Source organism: Ancylomarina sp. YFZ004, from assembly GCF_054254355.1.
In genome coordinates, this window is record NZ_JBTCHQ010000004.1 from 225,639 (window position 1) to 242,094 (window position 16,456).

Annotated in this window: 13 protein-coding genes; all 13 read left to right on the forward strand. The window is 33.5% G+C overall.

Features of this window, described 5'->3' with window-relative positions; translation table 11 throughout:
* The first annotated feature begins 65 nt into the window (after positions 1–65).
* The 13 genes from ACXR6G_RS08645 to ACXR6G_RS08705 all read left to right on the forward strand — a co-directional run bounded on the left by ACXR6G_RS08645 (position 66) and on the right by ACXR6G_RS08705 (position 16,435).
* Entirely contained in the window at positions 66–1,193 is a 1,128-nt protein-coding gene (locus tag ACXR6G_RS08645) for a GNVR domain-containing protein (protein WP_458361018.1), read from the forward strand.
* Between the two features lie 624 nt (positions 1,194–1,817).
* The gene (locus tag ACXR6G_RS08650; RefSeq protein ID WP_458361019.1) at positions 1,818–3,254 is read left to right on the forward strand and encodes a UDP-glucose 6-dehydrogenase; all 1,437 of its coding nucleotides are present in this window, start codon (positions 1,818–1,820) and stop codon (positions 3,252–3,254) included.
* 945 nt (positions 3,255–4,199) lie between these two features.
* Entirely contained in the window at positions 4,200–4,661 is a 462-nt protein-coding gene (locus ACXR6G_RS08655; protein WP_458361020.1) for a hypothetical protein, read from the forward strand.
* Positions 4,662–4,691: 30 nt separating this feature from the next.
* Positions 4,692–5,990: a phosphoenolpyruvate mutase gene (aepX, locus tag ACXR6G_RS08660; protein WP_458361021.1), complete on the forward strand. Its 1,299-nt coding sequence runs from the start codon at positions 4,692–4,694 to the stop codon at positions 5,988–5,990.
* 7 nt (positions 5,991–5,997) lie between these two features.
* Positions 5,998–7,119, forward strand: a complete 1,122-nt coding sequence (gene aepY / locus ACXR6G_RS08665) for a phosphonopyruvate decarboxylase (protein WP_458361022.1) — start codon at positions 5,998–6,000, stop codon at positions 7,117–7,119.
* Positions 7,119–8,207: a phosphonoacetaldehyde reductase gene (locus ACXR6G_RS08670; RefSeq protein ID WP_458361023.1), complete on the forward strand. Its 1,089-nt coding sequence runs from the start codon at positions 7,119–7,121 to the stop codon at positions 8,205–8,207. Before aepY ends, ACXR6G_RS08670 begins: the two co-directional genes overlap by 1 nt.
* Positions 8,208–8,252: 45 nt before the next feature.
* Positions 8,253–9,404: a CDP-glycerol glycerophosphotransferase family protein gene (locus tag ACXR6G_RS08675; RefSeq protein ID WP_458361024.1), complete on the forward strand. Its 1,152-nt coding sequence runs from the start codon at positions 8,253–8,255 to the stop codon at positions 9,402–9,404.
* A gap of 6 nt (positions 9,405–9,410) precedes the next feature.
* Positions 9,411–10,862 (forward strand): flippase, encoded by a 1,452-nt coding sequence (locus ACXR6G_RS08680; protein WP_458361025.1) that lies wholly within the window; start codon positions 9,411–9,413, stop codon positions 10,860–10,862.
* 91 nt (positions 10,863–10,953) lie between these two features.
* Positions 10,954–11,820 (forward strand): glycosyltransferase, encoded by an 867-nt coding sequence (locus ACXR6G_RS08685; RefSeq protein ID WP_458361026.1) that lies wholly within the window; start codon positions 10,954–10,956, stop codon positions 11,818–11,820.
* Complete coding sequence (locus ACXR6G_RS08690; protein ID WP_458361027.1) at positions 11,817–12,923, forward strand: CDP-glycerol glycerophosphotransferase family protein; 1,107 nt, start codon at positions 11,817–11,819, stop codon at positions 12,921–12,923. Before ACXR6G_RS08685 ends, ACXR6G_RS08690 begins: the two co-directional genes overlap by 4 nt.
* Before the next feature lie 125 nt (positions 12,924–13,048).
* Positions 13,049–14,296 carry an O-antigen ligase family protein gene (locus ACXR6G_RS08695; RefSeq protein ID WP_458361028.1) on the forward strand — a complete coding sequence of 416 codons (1,248 nt, stop codon included), beginning with the start codon at positions 13,049–13,051 and terminating at the stop codon, positions 14,294–14,296.
* Entirely contained in the window at positions 14,283–15,314 is a 1,032-nt protein-coding gene (locus ACXR6G_RS08700; protein ID WP_458361029.1) for a glycosyltransferase family 4 protein, read from the forward strand. Before ACXR6G_RS08695 ends, ACXR6G_RS08700 begins: the two co-directional genes overlap by 14 nt.
* A gap of 2 nt (positions 15,315–15,316) precedes the next feature.
* Positions 15,317–16,435: a glycosyltransferase gene (locus ACXR6G_RS08705; protein ID WP_458361030.1), complete on the forward strand. Its 1,119-nt coding sequence runs from the start codon at positions 15,317–15,319 to the stop codon at positions 16,433–16,435.
* Positions 16,436–16,456: the final 21 nt, after the last annotated feature.

Consider the following 16,456-nt stretch of genomic DNA (forward strand, 5'->3'; position numbering starts at 1 on the left):
CAGTGCCCATTGACTAGTAATGCGAAACACGATAAAAAAATAAAAGAATAAGTTAAGTCCATATAATGAGTACACTAACAGAACAAAACAAAACGCAGATCTCTCGTGTTGAGCATGAGGACGAAATTGATCTAATCCAACTAGCCAAAACCCTTTGGGCAGGTCGTAGAACAGTGATTAAAATCACCCTAATCTTTATGGTTTTAGGTTTGTTTATTGCCCTATTCTCTTCTAAAGAATATGCGGCATCTTCAACCATTGTGCCTCAATCAGCTGAAGGTGGAATGAAGTTGGGTGGTTCACTGGGAGGACTAGCGGCTATGGCAGGTATTAACTTGGGTTCTATGGGTGGGGGATCAACAATTCCTCCAACATTATACCCTAAGATCATTGCTTCGGTTCCCTTTCAGAAGGAAATGATGAAAACTCCTTTGACAATAGAAGGACAAAAAGCGAAAGTAAGTTTCCAGGACTATTACCTTGAGGTTTATAAACCAAGTCTGTTTGGTTATATTAAGAAATTTACTGTTGGCTTACCAGCTGTCATCATTAAAGCGATCAAAGGTGCCCCTTCGACTCCTCTCAGCGGCCTGTTGAATGATAATTTGTTAACAATTTCTCAAGATGAAAAGAAGTTGATGGAGAAGTTGTCTGATCAATTATCCATAGAGGTGAACGATAAGGATGGTTATGTGTCTATATCAGCCCGTATGCCAGAGGCTCGACCAGCTGCAGAAATGGTACAACGGGCACAAATTCTATTACAGGAAGCCATTACAGATTTTAAAATCAAGAAGGCTAAAGATCAAATGGTTTTTGTAGAAGAGCGCTATGCTGAAAAAGAGGCCGCTTTTACAGCTGCACAAAACAAGTTGGCTCGCTTTCGTGATCAGAATAAAAATGTGAGCACAGCTATGGCGCAAACTCAAATGGAGCGCTTGCAGTCCGAATTCTCAATGGCTTCATCGGTTTACACCGAACTGGCTAAGCAGCTAGAAACTCAAAAAATACAAGTCAAAGAGGATACCCCTGTTTTCACTATTATCGATCCTGTTTCAGTACCTCTTGATAAATCAAAACCGAAACGCCCTATGATCCTTATTATTTGGACTTTACTTGGTGGTATTGTTGGAGTGGGTATGGTTTTTGGTAAACAGTTCATAGGTTCTGTTAAGGAGCAGTGGCAAGCTTAAACGATGATTATTGATTTGTAATTAGTAATTAGTAATTAGTAATTTGAAAAATAAATTGAAGGTCTGGCATTGCCAGTCCTTTTTTTGTTTTAGGCTAAGATCGCAATAATTTATACTTGTCTTTGCGAAGGCGCTTGCGACTGAAGCAATCTTTCAATAAAAGAAAAACGATTTTCGCTTTAAATCCGTTATTCAAAGGAAGAAAGAAGAAAAATATTTAACCACTAATTAAAAGGGAATGTAGAGTAGTTCCAAATTTTCAGTAGGAGATTTAGGAAGGAGAAGTGTGGGGGCACAGCAAAAAATGTTTGATGAAATCTCTTAGTATTGCATTTCTTTTAAAATTTGAGGGTTTAGTGAATAAGAGTTGTTAATTCAACGAAGCCTATTTGCATAGTAAGTTTTTTGGAATTAGAGTTGACCGAGTTTACGAGCTCGATGAAGTCTATTAGTGCTAATTAGTGGTTTTTTTTTTGTTAAATCATATTTTATCTGCGTCTAAATCGTTTTTCTTATAAACACTGCTAGGAACATTCCTTTGATTTTGTTAATAATTCGCGTAATTCTTTTTAAATTCGCGTTATCAAGATTGAGAGCTGTAGATCACATATAAGAAATTTAAGAATGGGTAAAACGAGAACAATCAAAAATATTTGCTGTATAGGCGCAGGTTACGTTGGTGGTCCAACCATGGCCGTTATTGCACAAAAATGCCCACACATTAAAGTGACTGTGGTTGATTTGAATGAGCAACGCATTGCCGATTGGAATGATGCTGATTTGGATAAATTACCCATTTATGAGCCAGGCTTAGCTGATGTGGTAGATGAAGCTCGTGATCGTAATTTGTTTTTCTCGACTGATGTGGATGCTGCTATTGATGAAGCTCAGATGATCTTCATATCTGTTAATACCCCAACTAAGACCTATGGGATAGGTAAGGGGATGGCGGCTGACCTAAAATATATTGAGCTTTGTGCCCGACAAATTGCCAGAGTCTCTAAAGATGATAAAATTATTGTTGAAAAGTCGACTCTCCCTGTTCGTACTGCTGAAGCGCTTCGTACCATTCTAACATCAACAGGTAATTCTACAAATTTCCAGGTGCTCTCCAGTCCCGAATTCCTGGCTGAAGGGACGGCTGTGACTGACTTACACAATCCAGATCGTGTTTTGATTGGTGGTGACGAAGATGCCGATGGACAAGCTGCTATCGAAGCCTTAGTTGAGATTTACGAAAATTGGGTGCCTCGCGAACGAATTATCACAACCCGCGTCTGGTCATCTGAATTATCCAAGTTGACGGCTAATGCCTTTCTAGCTCAACGTGTGTCGTCCATCAATGCCATTTCTGCTCTTTGTGAAAAGACGGGGGCTGATGTGGACGAGATTTCACGTGCCATTGGAGCAGATTCACGTATTGGAGCTAAATTTCTAAAATCATCTGTTGGTTTTGGAGGTTCTTGCTTTCAAAAGGACATTTTAAACTTAGTTTATTTATGTCAGCACTTTAATTTACCTGAAGTTGCTGATTATTGGGAGCAGGTGATTAAAATGAACGATTATCAGAAGCACCGTTTTGCCAAGAATATTATTAATAGCTTATTCAATACGGTTTCGGGTAAGAAAATTGCTTTCTTAGGCTGGGCTTTCAAAAAAGATACCAACGACACTCGTGAATCTTCTGCTATTTATGTCGCTGATGAACTCCTTCAGGACCGTGCTGAAATCCATATCTACGATCCTAAAGTAACAGCCAGTCAAGTCTACGCCGATCTGGAATATCTCCAGACTCACCGTAAAGACGCCATGCGTGGCGACTCATTGACAACTGAAGAGATCCGAAGTCTCGTGACAGTCCACAACACCCCATACACCGCCATGCAATCTGCCCACGCTATCGCCATCCTCACCGAATGGGATGAGTTCAAAACCTACGATTGGCAAATGGTTTACGATCAAATGCTAAAACCCGCTTTTGTATTTGACGGACGTAATGTCGTATCAAAAACAGAATTAGAAGAAATAGGCTTCCAGGTTTATAATATTGGTAAAGGTTAAAGATCAATTGCACTAATTATACGAATTACGCGAATACTTGACCTGCTTTATTAATCAGAGAGAGAGTTGTTGGTCATCGGTTTTCTGTTATCAGTTGGCTTTTATTGGATGAATGATTTGAATTTTGTCATCCCGTCATCCTGTCCCGATAAGTATCGGGATCAGGATCTAATAGTAAGGAACAACAGATGCTGAACCAAATTCAGCATTAAGTTGAAGTGGTTTTAGTTCTCAATTGCATGGATTAATTTTTCAGACTCTTAGACTTTTCTTAATCATATTTCATCTGCGTCTAATTATTTTTTTAAGCTTTTTAGACTCCCGATTGACCTTATCAGCTTTCGTTTCGATTCCATTTCGACTCAGCTCAATGTACCTCGCTCAACGAGCAAATATTTATTTTTTTCACATGCTTTCCGTCTCTTGAACTTTTCAGACTCTTGGACTTTTCGACTTTTATAGACCTTCACTCTAACTTGACAGATTTGACAAGCCTTATTCCCCCGTTTTTAACTTATTTTTGTTCGGTTTTAATTTTAAGCGAGATTGTTGTGTTGATTATATATTGTATAACAGATTGAAATTTGTGCTCATCTGTGTAATCTGTGGTTAGATCTGTTCGTTTTTCTTTTTATAATTAGAGAAAATTAGTGGTTCGATTCTTTTTTTTGTTTCATGTTATATAATCTGTGTTAATCTGGCTAATCTGTGGTGAAAACCTTTTGCTATTATCAAAATAAGTTTTAGTTTTGAGTAAAATTTCTACTCAATCTTTATTTAGTCACAATTATGGTTTGATTAGTCAGTGAAATTAGGGTGATGAGAGTGTTTTTATTGTCCATTTATAATTAACCATTAACCATTAACCATTAATTTGTGTTAGAAAGTTTAATCACCTCAAAAACGAGGATCAAATTATTATTGAAGTTTTTTCTGAATGTTCAGATGAAATCTTACTTACGTGGTCTCGAGGCTGAGTTTGGAGAATCATCCAACGCCATTCGTTTAGAGCTGAACCGTATGGAAGAGGCAGGATTGTTAGAGGCTGAGACCGAAGGGAACCGTAAGGTTTTTCATGCCAATATCAAGCACCCTCTTTTTAATGACTTACACTCCATCATCCGCAAGCATGTGGGTTTGGATAGTATAATAGAGGAAATTGCTGAGAAGATAGGAGATTTAAAACGGGTTTATCTGACAGGATCCTTTGCCAAAGGACAGGATTCCAAAATAATGGATCTGTTGTTAGTGGCAGAAAGTATTGATAAGAATTACCTAAACACTTTGATTGAGAAGGCAGAAGGCTTAATTAATAGAAAAATTCGACTGCTGAATATTAAGCCTGAAGAAGAGAACGTGTTTTTGGCTAATGAGGCTTGTTTTTTGGTTTGGGAGAGTAATTGCTAGATTATTTAATAGATTTTTAAAATATAAAAGATGAAAAAGGTTTACATTGGGATGTCTGCAGATATTATTCATCCAGGACATTTGAACATTATTAAAGAAGGTGCCAAATTGGGCATTGTAACCGTTGGTGTTCTTACAGATAAAGCGATCGCAAGTTATAAGCGTTTACCTTATTTGGATTACGAACAAAGAAAAATGATTGTTGAGAATATTAAGGGAGTTGAAAAAGTAATTCCTCAGGATACTCTTGATTACGTGCCTAACTTGATGAATGTGAAACCTGATTTTGTTGTTCATGGTGACGATTGGAAAGAAGGAATTCAACAAGAAACAAGACAACGTGTAATTGATACCATCAAAGAATGGAATGGTAAGGTTATAGATGTTCCTTATACACAAGGAATTTCTTCATCAAAATTAAACGAGAAGGTTAAGTCTATTGGAACTACTCCGGAAATTAGAATGAAGCGTCTTCGTCGACTAATTCAAGCAAAACCGATTGTTCGTATTCTTGAATCGCATAGTGGTTTGACTGGATTAATTGCAGAAAATGCAAAGGTGAGTGTAAATGGTTTAAATCAGGAATTTGATGGAATGTGGTCAAGTAGTTTGACTGATTCTACTTCAAAGGGAAAACCAGATATTGAAGCGGTTGATATTACAACACGTATGCATGGTTTAAATGATACTTTAGAGTGTACAACGAAGCCTATTATTTACGATGGCGATACAGGAGGGAAATTAGAACATTTTGTATTTACGGTTAGAACTTTGGAACGTCATGGTGTTTCTGCAGTTATCATCGAAGATAAAACAGGATTAAAAAAGAACTCTTTATTTGGAACATCTGTTGCTCAAACTCAGGATACAATAGAAGATTTTTCGGCAAAAATTAAAGCTGGAAAATTAGCTCAGGTTACAGAGGATTTCATGATTATTGCTCGTGTTGAGTCTTTAATTCTTGGGAAATCAGTGGATGAAGCATTAGAGAGAGCACATGCCTATGTTCTTGCAGGTGCCGATGGTGTGATGATTCATAGCAAAGAGAAAACAGGAGATGATATTAAAGAATTCTGTGAGCGATTCAGAGCTGATAATATGAATACACCAATTGTTGTTGTACCATCAACCTTCAATCACATTACAGAAGAAGAGTTTAGTAAGATGGGTGTAAATGTTGTGATTTATGCAAATCACATGTTACGTGCTTCTTATCCTGCCATGATGGATGTTGCAAAATCAATTTTAGCTAATGGACGCTCGTCTGATGCGAATGATAAATGCATGCCTATAAAGGAAATCCTAGAACTAATCCCTGGTACTAAATAAGATTAGAATGATAGAATTAAAATCATTTTTTAAAAATTTGGAGAGTAACAAAGTGAACTTCTATACTGGAGTTCCTGATTCTCTTTTGGCTTCTCTTTCAGCCTACATGTTTGATAATTATCCTGCAAATAAGCACATCATCGCTTCAAACGAAGGAGCTTCTGTAGGCCTGGCAAGCGGTTATCATTTGGCAACAGGATTAGTTCCTGTTGTGTACATGCAAAATTCAGGAATTGGTAATGCTGTAAATCCTCTACTGTCATTGGCAGATGAGGATGTTTACAAAATCCCAATGATTCTTTTTGTAGGATGGCGCGGCGAACCTGGCGTGAAAGATGAACCACAACACGTGAAGCAAGGAAAAGTATCTAAAGATCTTTTCGATGCCATGCAGATACCTAGTGAGGTGTTGAGTGCAGATACCATAGAAGCAAATGAGCAAGTGAAAAAAGCGCTTGTAGCTTGTAAAGAAAATTCAAGTCCTTATGTGTTTTTAGTTAAAAAGGGAACTTTTGAAACTTATAAACTAGTAGCTAAGGATGCTGAAAATACTTATCCTGAAAGGGAAGAAGCCATTGAAAAAGTGGTTGAGATGATAGAACAAGATTCTGTTGTTGTTTCTACTACAGGTAAGATTTCCAGAGAACTTTTTGAGATTAGAGAGAAGCACAATACCGGACACGAGAAAGATTTTCTTACTGTTGGTTCAATGGGACATGCTTCGCAAATTGCAATGGGTGTTGCCATGCATTCTTCAAAGAATGTGTATTGTTTTGATGGCGATGGAGCGATCATTATGCATACAGGTTCTTTTGGAATAATTGCTGCTGCTGATTGTAAGAATCTAAAACACATTGTATTCAATAATGGATCTCACGATTCAGTAGGAGGACAGCCAACTGTTGGATTTGATATTGACTTTGGTCAAATCGCTAAAGGTTTTGGCTACAAGGAATCTTTCTTTGCCGATTCAATTGAATCTTTAGAGTCTGTTCTACCAAGCTTATTGGCTAGCGATGGACCTTCAATTTTGGAGATTCGAGTGAAAAAAGGAGCTAGAAATGATTTGGGACGACCAACGACTACACCTGTTGAGAATAAGGAAAATTTGATGGATTTTTTAAAATAATGATTGAGAACATTTACATAGGTAAGGACAGTATCTCTAATTTATCAGAGATATTAAAATTACACTCGGGCAAAAAGGTATTTCTGGTAACAGGTAAATCCTCTTATGAGAAATCCGGAGCTCAGGAAATTATGGAGTCGCTGTTACAAGGGACTCCATATTTTAGGTTTTCAGATTTTGAAGAAAATCCTAAGTTGGAAGATGTTGAGAAGGGTATTGCGCTTTTTAATAAGGAAAGGTGTGAATTAACCATTGCTATAGGTGGCGGAAGTGCTATTGATATTGCCAAGTTAATTAACAGTTTATCTAAGGGGCAGGGGAATCTGGAAGAAACCATTAGAGCAAACCGATTAGATGAAAAACCATTTCCATTTGTCGCTATTCCAACTACTGCAGGAACAGGAAGTGAGGCGACTCATTTTGCTGTGATGTATATTAATGGAGAAAAATACTCTTTTGCGCATAAGTACATTCTTCCTGGATATGTGATCGTAGATTCTCAGTTTACTTATTCCACTCCTGCTTATCTTACAGCTTGTACGGGTGCCGATGCCTTTTGTCAGGCCGTAGAATCGATGTGGGCAACAGGAGGAAATAAGGAATCTAAAGAATATGCAGAGAAAGCAATTCGATTGGTTTGGAATAATTTAGAGGAAGCAGTTGTAAATAATGATCACACTTCAAAAGATGCTGTTATTGAGGGAGCTTATTGGGCTGGAAAAGCAATTAACATATCCAAGACAACGGCAAGCCATGCGTTATCGTACAAAATGACATCTTTGTTTAATGTGCCTCACGGACATGCCGTTGCACTTACCTTGGTTCATGTGATGAAGGCAAATTATGAATATGCCAAAGAAGATATTCAGAGGATTTTAAGATTGATTAGTGCAGATGATTTATCTGATGGAGTGGCAAAAATTGAAATGCTTTGGTCTCAAATAGGTTTATGCATGAAATTGAGTCAGTTGGGAATTGAAGAAAATCAGATTTCAAAATTATCGAATTGTAATTTGGAAAGATTGAAGAATAATCCTGCATTGCTTACCAAAGAATACATTAAGAATCTTTTTAGGAGTATTAAATAATTTCGGGTTAGAATTAAAGTGTTTTCATTGTAATTATAATAATTAATGGGAAAAATATTAAAATATTTTATTTATACGCTGTTTATTCCATTTTGGTGGTTACAGTTACTTTTGCCAAGAAATAAGAATTTATGGGTTTTTGGAGCGTGGTTTGGTGAGAAATACTCTGATAATGCAAAAGTGCTTTTTGAGTATGTGAAAACTAACAGACCAGAGATTAAGGTTCTTTGGCTAACAAGGGATAAAAAGACACAAGAAAAAATAGAGAATTGTATTTCTATTAATAGCCTTGCTGGAATCTATTATTCTTTAAGAGCGGGTAAAGTAATTTATAGTTCTGGAAAGTCTGATATAAATCGGTTTTTTATAAAGGGAGCAAAGGTTATTCAGACATGGCATGGAGCTCCAATGAAAAAAATAGGATTAGACGATAAGCTTGTCTATAACTCAAAAAGAAATTTCATATTTAAGATTTTCTATCCTTTTATTTATGGATATAATCAGGATGCTGTTGTTTCTACAGCCGAAATATTTAATGATAAGCTATGTTCTGCATTTGATGTTAAACCAAGCCAAATACTCCTAACCGGATATCCCAGAAATGATGTTTTTTTCAACGGAAATAAGCACCAGTTAATTAAGCTATGGGATAAGCAATTTGGAAATCCCCGAAAGATAATTTATTTACCAACATTTAGAGGTCATAAAAAAGAATTTAGTCCATTTGAAGAATTTAATTTTATAGAAGAAGATTGGGAAAGATATCTTGAGTGTACAAATAGTATATTAATTTCAAAAGGACATTTTGTAGGGAAAAGTGTATGCAATACTAAAATGAATAGCGAGCGTGTAATTCACCTGTCAGACAGCATGATAGATGATTTAAATCCTTTATTAAAAGATCTAGATTTACTTATTACCGATTATTCAGGAGCTTATTTTGATTTTCTATTGACAGGAAAGCCTATTATTCTGGCACCATTTGATTTTGAAGAATATTTATCTGAATCAAGGGAATTATATTTTGATTATTACCGTGAGATAGTTGGTGCAAAGTGTGATGATTGGAGTGAGATTTTATCCACCTTGAAAAATGGTAACCTACATATGAGTGATAATCAAAGCGTACGACAATTTAATAGTTTTATCGATGGTGATAGTTCTAAACGATTAGTAGAGGAAATTTTAAAACTTTAAATGTTTATGCTTAAAAAAAAGGGCAAAGTTTTTAATGATGTTATCATTATGAACTTAGGATCAATAATAACAAGAATATTCCAGTTTGTATTTATTATTGCAATAAGCCGATATTTTGGAGCTGAACTTTTCGGTTATTACGGTACTGCTAATACAACGTCTATTCTTTTTATGACTTTTTTTGGCTTTGGTTCAGGCTTTTATTTGACTAGAGAAGTCGCATTTAATAAAAATCTATCAGGAGAATTGTTTAATGGAATATTAAAAATCCGGATTCTCTTATTGATTGTTGGAGGATTGATTTTTTTACCTGTTGTTAGATTTTTACCATATACTTATGAACTGAAATTATTGTTAGTAATGTTCTTTTTTATTGGCGCATTTAAAGGGGTAATACAACAATTTAGTCAATTGTATCAGGCTTATAGATATTTTAAGATACAGGTGTTATTTGAATTTGGAATTTATTTTGGATTATTTTGTATTGGGTTGATGTGTTACATATTACAATTGGGTATAGTAATACTAGGTCTTGTCCTTCTCGTTTATTATTTGCTGTGGTTTTTAATAGAGATGTTGTTTGTCCAACGTAAAATGCTTAAGATAGATTTGTTGATCTGGAACAAAGAACAATTATTAAGCATATTTAAAAGTGCACTACCTTTTTTAATGGCAAGTCTAATTGGTGTTATATATCATCGTATCGATATATTTATGTTGGGTTTTTTTCGAGATCAATCTGAGGTAGGACTTTATGTTGCTCCTTATAACATGTATGAAGCATTTTTATTTATCCCAGCAGCTTTTGGAAATGTGATCTTCCCCCGCATAGTTCCATTGTTGAAGCTTAATCATTTTTCCTACGTTAAAAAGCATCTTGGCGGATTTATGTATATTTTAATGTTGGTTATGTTGCCAATAATGATTTTGCTAATGGTTTTTGCTACACCTTTAATAGAGTTAACATTTGGATCCGCATTTTTAAACGGATCAATTGTATTGGTTATTATTTCTGGTGGTCTTGTATTTCATTCGTTTAATAATATTTTAGGACGAATCCTTTATGCTGTTAATCAGGAAAAATATCAGCTAAAGATATCTGTTGTTGCCATGCTTGCAAATGTTCTATTGAATTTAATTTTAATACCTAAGTATTCCATAATTGGAGCATCAATAAGTACAATAATTAGTTTTGCTATAAGCTTTTTGTTTCATTATTTAAAAGTACGAAAGGAAATTGGACTAAGGATGATATTAAATTCCTCTCAACGATTAAAAATAGTGTTGATTTCTGTAGGATTGGCTTCATTGGCATATTTGATTCTAATCAATTTTAATTGTAGCGTTATTTTCAAAATTGTATTAAGTTTTAGCGGATACCTTATCTTCTTAGTTCTTATTGAATATAAGAATGTAATGCTATTACTTAATAAGAGAAGATTTCTTAATGTCAATTAATTCAGGTTATGAGTAATCATACAATGTGACAGCTTGTGAATTCTAAAATTAATCTTCAAATAAATATTTACTTTACTTTTTAATTTCATAAATGACTAAAATTGCATATATCGTCTTAAATTATTGCTCTTTTGAGGATACTCTTCAATTAGTTAGATCTATTAGAACCTTTGATTCTAGTAGCCCAATTATTGTGGTTGATAATTGTTCTCCAGATAATTCGAGAGATATTTTTAAAAAAAATAAAGAGAAGTTAGATTACGACTTTATCGTTTCAGAAACAAATTCAGGTTATGCACAAGGGAATAATTTAGGTCTGGAATATTTGAATAATAAATTTAAAATAGATTTCGTATTTGTTTGTAATCCAGATATAACAGTTAAAGAAGAACAGATATCTCAACTATTATTTCTTTTGGAAAATGATGATAATGCTTGTTTAGCTGGTCTTCAGATGTTTGACGAACACGAAAAAACTCATGTTTCAGCATGGAAATTACCATCTGTATGGGATGATATTGTTATAAGTTCAACTTTATTACGACGGATATTTGGTAATCCACTGACATATAAAGAAATAAAAACAGTACAATATGTTGACGTGATACAAGGTGCTTTTTTTATTGCTCGATTTAAAGATTTCAAGAAGATTGGTTTTTTTGATCCGTCAACTTTTCTTTATGGAGAGGAGCGGATTATAGCATCTAAATTTAAATCATTGGGAAGAAAAATAATTTTTGATCCTAATCATTCTTTTATTCATACTGTTGGTGCGTCAATAAGTCTAATGTATCCAACAAAAAGGAAAAATTTTAAATTGCTTTTGTCAAGTAGGAAGATTTACCATAGAAAATATAATAAGGGGTATGGTAATTGGTTGTTGTATAGTGTTGTGGCTTATGTGTTATTAGTTGAAAAGTGGTTGATTGATTTATTTATTAAGCTTAGAAAAGTATGAAACATTTATCTTTTATCTTATTGTATCTTGTTTCAGTACCATTGCGTTTATTGATTAAAATTGATAATAATTTACTGCTTTTTAGTGCTCGAGGTGGAATTGGCTATGAGGGTAATGCTAAATATCTTTTTTTGTATGCTAATCGAAATACAGATTTTGATTGCGTATGGGTTAGTAAATCCAGAAAAATTGTATCTGACCTTACAAATGAAGGGTATATTGTGTATTACTATTTTTCATGGAAAGCCATTAAGTTAGCACTCAGCGCTAAAGCTGTGTTCATAACGCATTCATTGTCCGATGTTATGCCGGTCTTTTATAATAAAAAAACCTTAGTAATTGATTTATGGCATGGAGTCCCAATTAAGAGAATTTCGTTTTTAGATAAAAATTTGAGATTCAGGTCTCGATTAATGGATACCTTAAAATCAAGACGTGTTGATTTTATGATATCTAACTCTGTAGAATTTGCAAAAATTTACAGTAAAAGTTTTAAAATTTCAGAAGAAAAGATTAAGAGTTTCGGACAACCAAAAATTGAATTTCTACAAAACTCAAAACTGTTTATTTCTAATCTCGAGAACTATTTTCCAGAAGGGAAAGAAATAATATTGTATGCACCAACTTTTAGAGATTATGAGTTTTCAAACCCTCTTTTTAGCGATGAGTATCTTACGTGGCTAAATAAGGAAATGGAAAAATTGAATAGTTTATTTTACATTAAAGTTCATCCCTCTGAAAAATCACCAGATATAAAGTGTTTTGATAATGTTAAAATAGTAGATTCACAATCTGATATATATAATTTATATCCCTTTATTTCTCATGTAATAAGTGACTATTCTTCTACATTCTTAGATTTCTTTTCTGGACTTCCGGATAGAAAAGTGTCCTTGTTTGTTCCTGATTTTAAGGAGTATAAGTTGAATCGAAATTTTAATTTTGATTTTACAGAGAAGTTTGGTGGTTTAATTTGCTCTGATCCGAAACTGTTTTTTAAATCACCTCATAAGGCAGATGATAATTTAATTAATTTCATCAATCCTAAAAGTAATTCATGCGAAAAAATTTTAAGAATAGTAGGACATTTTAATATAGTTTAAGTTAATTAAAGTTTATGTTCAGAATATCACAAATTAAGATTTATTCATATTTATTCTTTTTGTTAGGTTTTTTTTCAATCCTAGAGGCGTTCAAGTATTCAATAGGTGGAATAAAAGTATATCCTATGGATATATTTTTCTATTTAACTATCGCTTGTCTTTCATTATCTCTAATATCAGGAGGGGGAAATGGAAAAATACGTTTAAGTGTAAAAGGAAAAAGTTCTTTTATTATTATCTGTTTAACGTTTCTATTGGCATTAAATTTCTTTGTCCCTTTGATTGATAACGCAGAGAGTGCTTATCTGTTGAGGAGTATAAGATATTCTGTGAAATTTGTACTGTTATTTCTATTTTTTTTACTCATAAATGCACAATCATTAATTGTACAACGCAAATATGTTGAATTTTTATTAAAAGGATTCTTAACAGCTATTGTTATACATGCTGTTTATTCGTGGTTTATTATGTATGGTTGGTATGTAATGGGTTTTGATTATCATACTGTTTTTCTAAATTCTTTTGGTGTTACGGAAGAGAGCGTGGGACATGTTTTGTTAAATTTTATTTTCCGACCTATTATAAGACCTTCTGGTTTGCATTGGGATCCTGCTTATTTTGGACTTTGGGGTGTTGCTTTTCTTCTTTGTGTATATTTGGGTAAATTTTCTTTTAAAAAGAAAATGATATATTTTTTTATCATTGGTATCCCGTGGATATTGGCGTTATCTCGAACAGCGATATTTTCTGGTGGAATGTCTTTGATAACTATTGTGTTATTAATATATCCAAGTAGAATAGTTCTAAGAAAAATAATTTTAGGATTCACTATAATAGTAATGTTAGGCTTAGCTTTTTTATGGGTGAAAAGTTATGATGCAAAAGAGATAGATTTAAATAAAATTGTTGAAAGTCGTACTGACGTAAAGTCAAATGGCACTAAGCGACATATTTATTATCCTTTTTATGTTATGGAGACTCTGTGCCACGATCCGTTTCACTTTACCTTTGGTTATGGAAATCGAAATAGTGGTAGAGCATTTAGATATGCTGATGTTGACTTGCCCGGTTGGGATGTAAAAACTAAACCACCATTTGATATTGAAAGTGATTGGTTTAAGACCATGGCAAATCAAGGAATTTTAGGATTAATACTATATGTTCTATTGTATTATTACCTTATTAAAGGCCTCAAGATTAAAGTAAGTAATTTTACTGAATTAGATAATTACACCTTGTTTTTACTACTTATACTGTTAAATCTATTTTGGGGTGGATTTTTCTATATTTTTAATGATTCAAAATGGGTTTGGTTTGTAATATTTGCAACTTTTATAAAATTAAATGATACCGAGAAAAATGGTTTATATTAATGGTAAGTTTTTAAGACAGGAAATGACTGGTGTTCAGAGATTTGCTCTCGAGATTTCAAAATCATTAATCCGGAATTTTGATAACTATAAGATTATAGTACCTGAAGGAACAAAAGTTAACCCAATGGATTATCCTCAGGACAAAATTGTATATCATGGCAAGGGGAATTTAAATCTTTGGGAACAGTTTCATTTATTAGGTTTTCTTAAAGGCATGAACAACCCATTGCTGTTAACTTTCACAGGTTTAGGTCCCTTGTTTTATAAAAATAAGATTACCACGGTTCATGATTTGTCATTTTTGGAGCATCCTGAATGGTTCAGTAGAAAATATGCACTTGCATATAAATTATTAACACCAATAAGTTTAAGGAATAGCTTGAAAACAATTACAGTAAGTGAATATTCAAAGAGTATTATAATTAAAAATCTAAAAAAACAAGAAGCTGAGATAGAAGTTATTCCAAATGCTGTAAATACTTGCACTTGTGAGCAAAATATAAATAAACAAAAAATAATCTTAGCAGTTGGCTCATTAGATCCAAGGAAAAATTTGGAACGTTTAATTTCCGCATTTAGCAGATGGGATAATGACGAATATCAGCTAGTTATTGTAGGTGGTCAACAAAAATCATTTTCTAAAATGAATTTCGCAACCAATAATAGGGTGAAATTTATGGGCTATGTATCAGAGCAAGATTTGCATAATTATTACAGTAAGTCAGAAATATTTATTTACCCATCATTATATGAGGGCTTTGGTATACCTCCATTAGAAGCGATGGCTCATGGTACGCCTGTTATAGTCTCAAGGTGTACCAGTCTGCCTGACGTTTGTAGGGATGCAGCCTTCTATATAGATCCTTATTCTGAAGAAAGTATATTGGAAGGTTTGGAATCCTTAGTAAATTCTCAGTCGCTGAGGGATGATTTGATAAAGAAAGGGTACAAAAATATTAAACGTTTTTCGTGGCGTTTGTCTGCGCAAAAACTTAACGAAATTGTTTCAAAAATTTAATGATGAAAGTATTACATATTGGTAAGTTTTATCCTCCTTACTTTGGTGGGATTGAGAAGGTTAATTTCGATTTGGTTGAGGGACTTAACAGTTCTAACTTTAGTGTGGATGTACTTTGCTCTAATCATGATACTAACGGGAATCATTTTACTGAGGAAATGTATTCTATATATAGGGTGAAGACAATCGGTGTCGTAGCTTCCACTCCTATTAGTGTTGGTTTTTCGTCATTATTAAAGAAAATTCAAAATGAATATGATTTGATCCATATACATTTACCAAACCCATTAGCTAATTTAGCTGTGTTTTTGACAAGACCTAAGTGTAAAATAATAATTCATTGGCACAGTGATATAGTCAAGCAAAAGATATTATTAAAGTTATATTCACCACTTCAGAATTGGCTTTTAAATCGCGCCGATAAAATTGTGGCAACCTCACCAAATTATATCGATGGGTCTAAATATTTACAAAAATTTAAAAATAAAACGAACTACATACCATTGGGTATAGATATTCTTGAGTTGGAGGTTGATTATGCTGCCGTTACTCGGATTAGGAATGAATATAGAAATAAAAAAATCGTTTTTGGTTTAGGAAGATTAATCTATTATAAGGGGTTCGAGTATTTAATTGATGCAGCCAAAGACTTTGATGAAAATATTGTTGTATTAATAGGAGGTGTAGGAAAACTAGAAAGAGAATTGAAGCAAAGAATAAATGATAATAATCTACAAGATAAGGTTGTAATGCTTGGTAAAATTCCATTTAATGAATTAGGAGCTTATTATAAAGCCTGTGATTTATTCTGTATGCCATCTATTGAAAAATCTGAAGCTTTTGGGGTTGTACAAATTGAAGCAATGGCTTTTGGTAAGCCTATTGTTTCAACTAATATTCATGGATCAGGAGTCCCTTGGGTTAATAAAGATAATGTTTCTGGAAAAGTTGTAAGTCCAAAAGATTCAAAGAAGCTTGGTAATGCAATTAAATCAATTTTGTCTGATGATAAAATTTATGAAGAATACTCAAAAAACTGTTTTGTTAGATATCAAGAGCTTTTCACAAAAGAGAAAATGTTAGTAAACTTTACAAGTTTATATAAGGAAATATTGAAATAATATTTATAGTCTTAAAATCTT

What these genes read in the sequence shown, in the direction of transcription:
- ACXR6G_RS08645 (WP_458361018.1), top strand. Translation starts at nt 66, where the DNA reads ATGAGTACACTAACAGAACAAAACAAAACGCAGATCTCTCGTGTTGAG.
- ACXR6G_RS08650 (WP_458361019.1), top strand. Translation starts at nt 1,818, where the DNA reads ATGGGTAAAACGAGAACAATCAAAAATATTTGCTGTATAGGCGCAGGT.
- ACXR6G_RS08655 (WP_458361020.1), top strand. Translation starts at nt 4,200, where the DNA reads ATGAAATCTTACTTACGTGGTCTCGAGGCTGAGTTTGGAGAATCATCC.
- aepX (WP_458361021.1), top strand. Translation starts at nt 4,692, where the DNA reads ATGAAAAAGGTTTACATTGGGATGTCTGCAGATATTATTCATCCAGGA.
- aepY (WP_458361022.1), top strand. Translation starts at nt 5,998, where the DNA reads ATGATAGAATTAAAATCATTTTTTAAAAATTTGGAGAGTAACAAAGTG.
- ACXR6G_RS08670 (WP_458361023.1), top strand. Translation starts at nt 7,119, where the DNA reads ATGATTGAGAACATTTACATAGGTAAGGACAGTATCTCTAATTTATCA.
- ACXR6G_RS08675 (WP_458361024.1), top strand. Translation starts at nt 8,253, where the DNA reads ATGGGAAAAATATTAAAATATTTTATTTATACGCTGTTTATTCCATTT.
- ACXR6G_RS08680 (WP_458361025.1), top strand. Translation starts at nt 9,411, where the DNA reads ATGCTTAAAAAAAAGGGCAAAGTTTTTAATGATGTTATCATTATGAAC.
- ACXR6G_RS08685 (WP_458361026.1), top strand. Translation starts at nt 10,954, where the DNA reads ATGACTAAAATTGCATATATCGTCTTAAATTATTGCTCTTTTGAGGAT.
- ACXR6G_RS08690 (WP_458361027.1), top strand. Translation starts at nt 11,817, where the DNA reads ATGAAACATTTATCTTTTATCTTATTGTATCTTGTTTCAGTACCATTG.
- ACXR6G_RS08695 (WP_458361028.1), top strand. Translation starts at nt 13,049, where the DNA reads ATGGATATATTTTTCTATTTAACTATCGCTTGTCTTTCATTATCTCTA.
- ACXR6G_RS08700 (WP_458361029.1), top strand. Translation starts at nt 14,283, where the DNA reads ATGGTTTATATTAATGGTAAGTTTTTAAGACAGGAAATGACTGGTGTT.
- ACXR6G_RS08705 (WP_458361030.1), top strand. Translation starts at nt 15,317, where the DNA reads ATGAAAGTATTACATATTGGTAAGTTTTATCCTCCTTACTTTGGTGGG.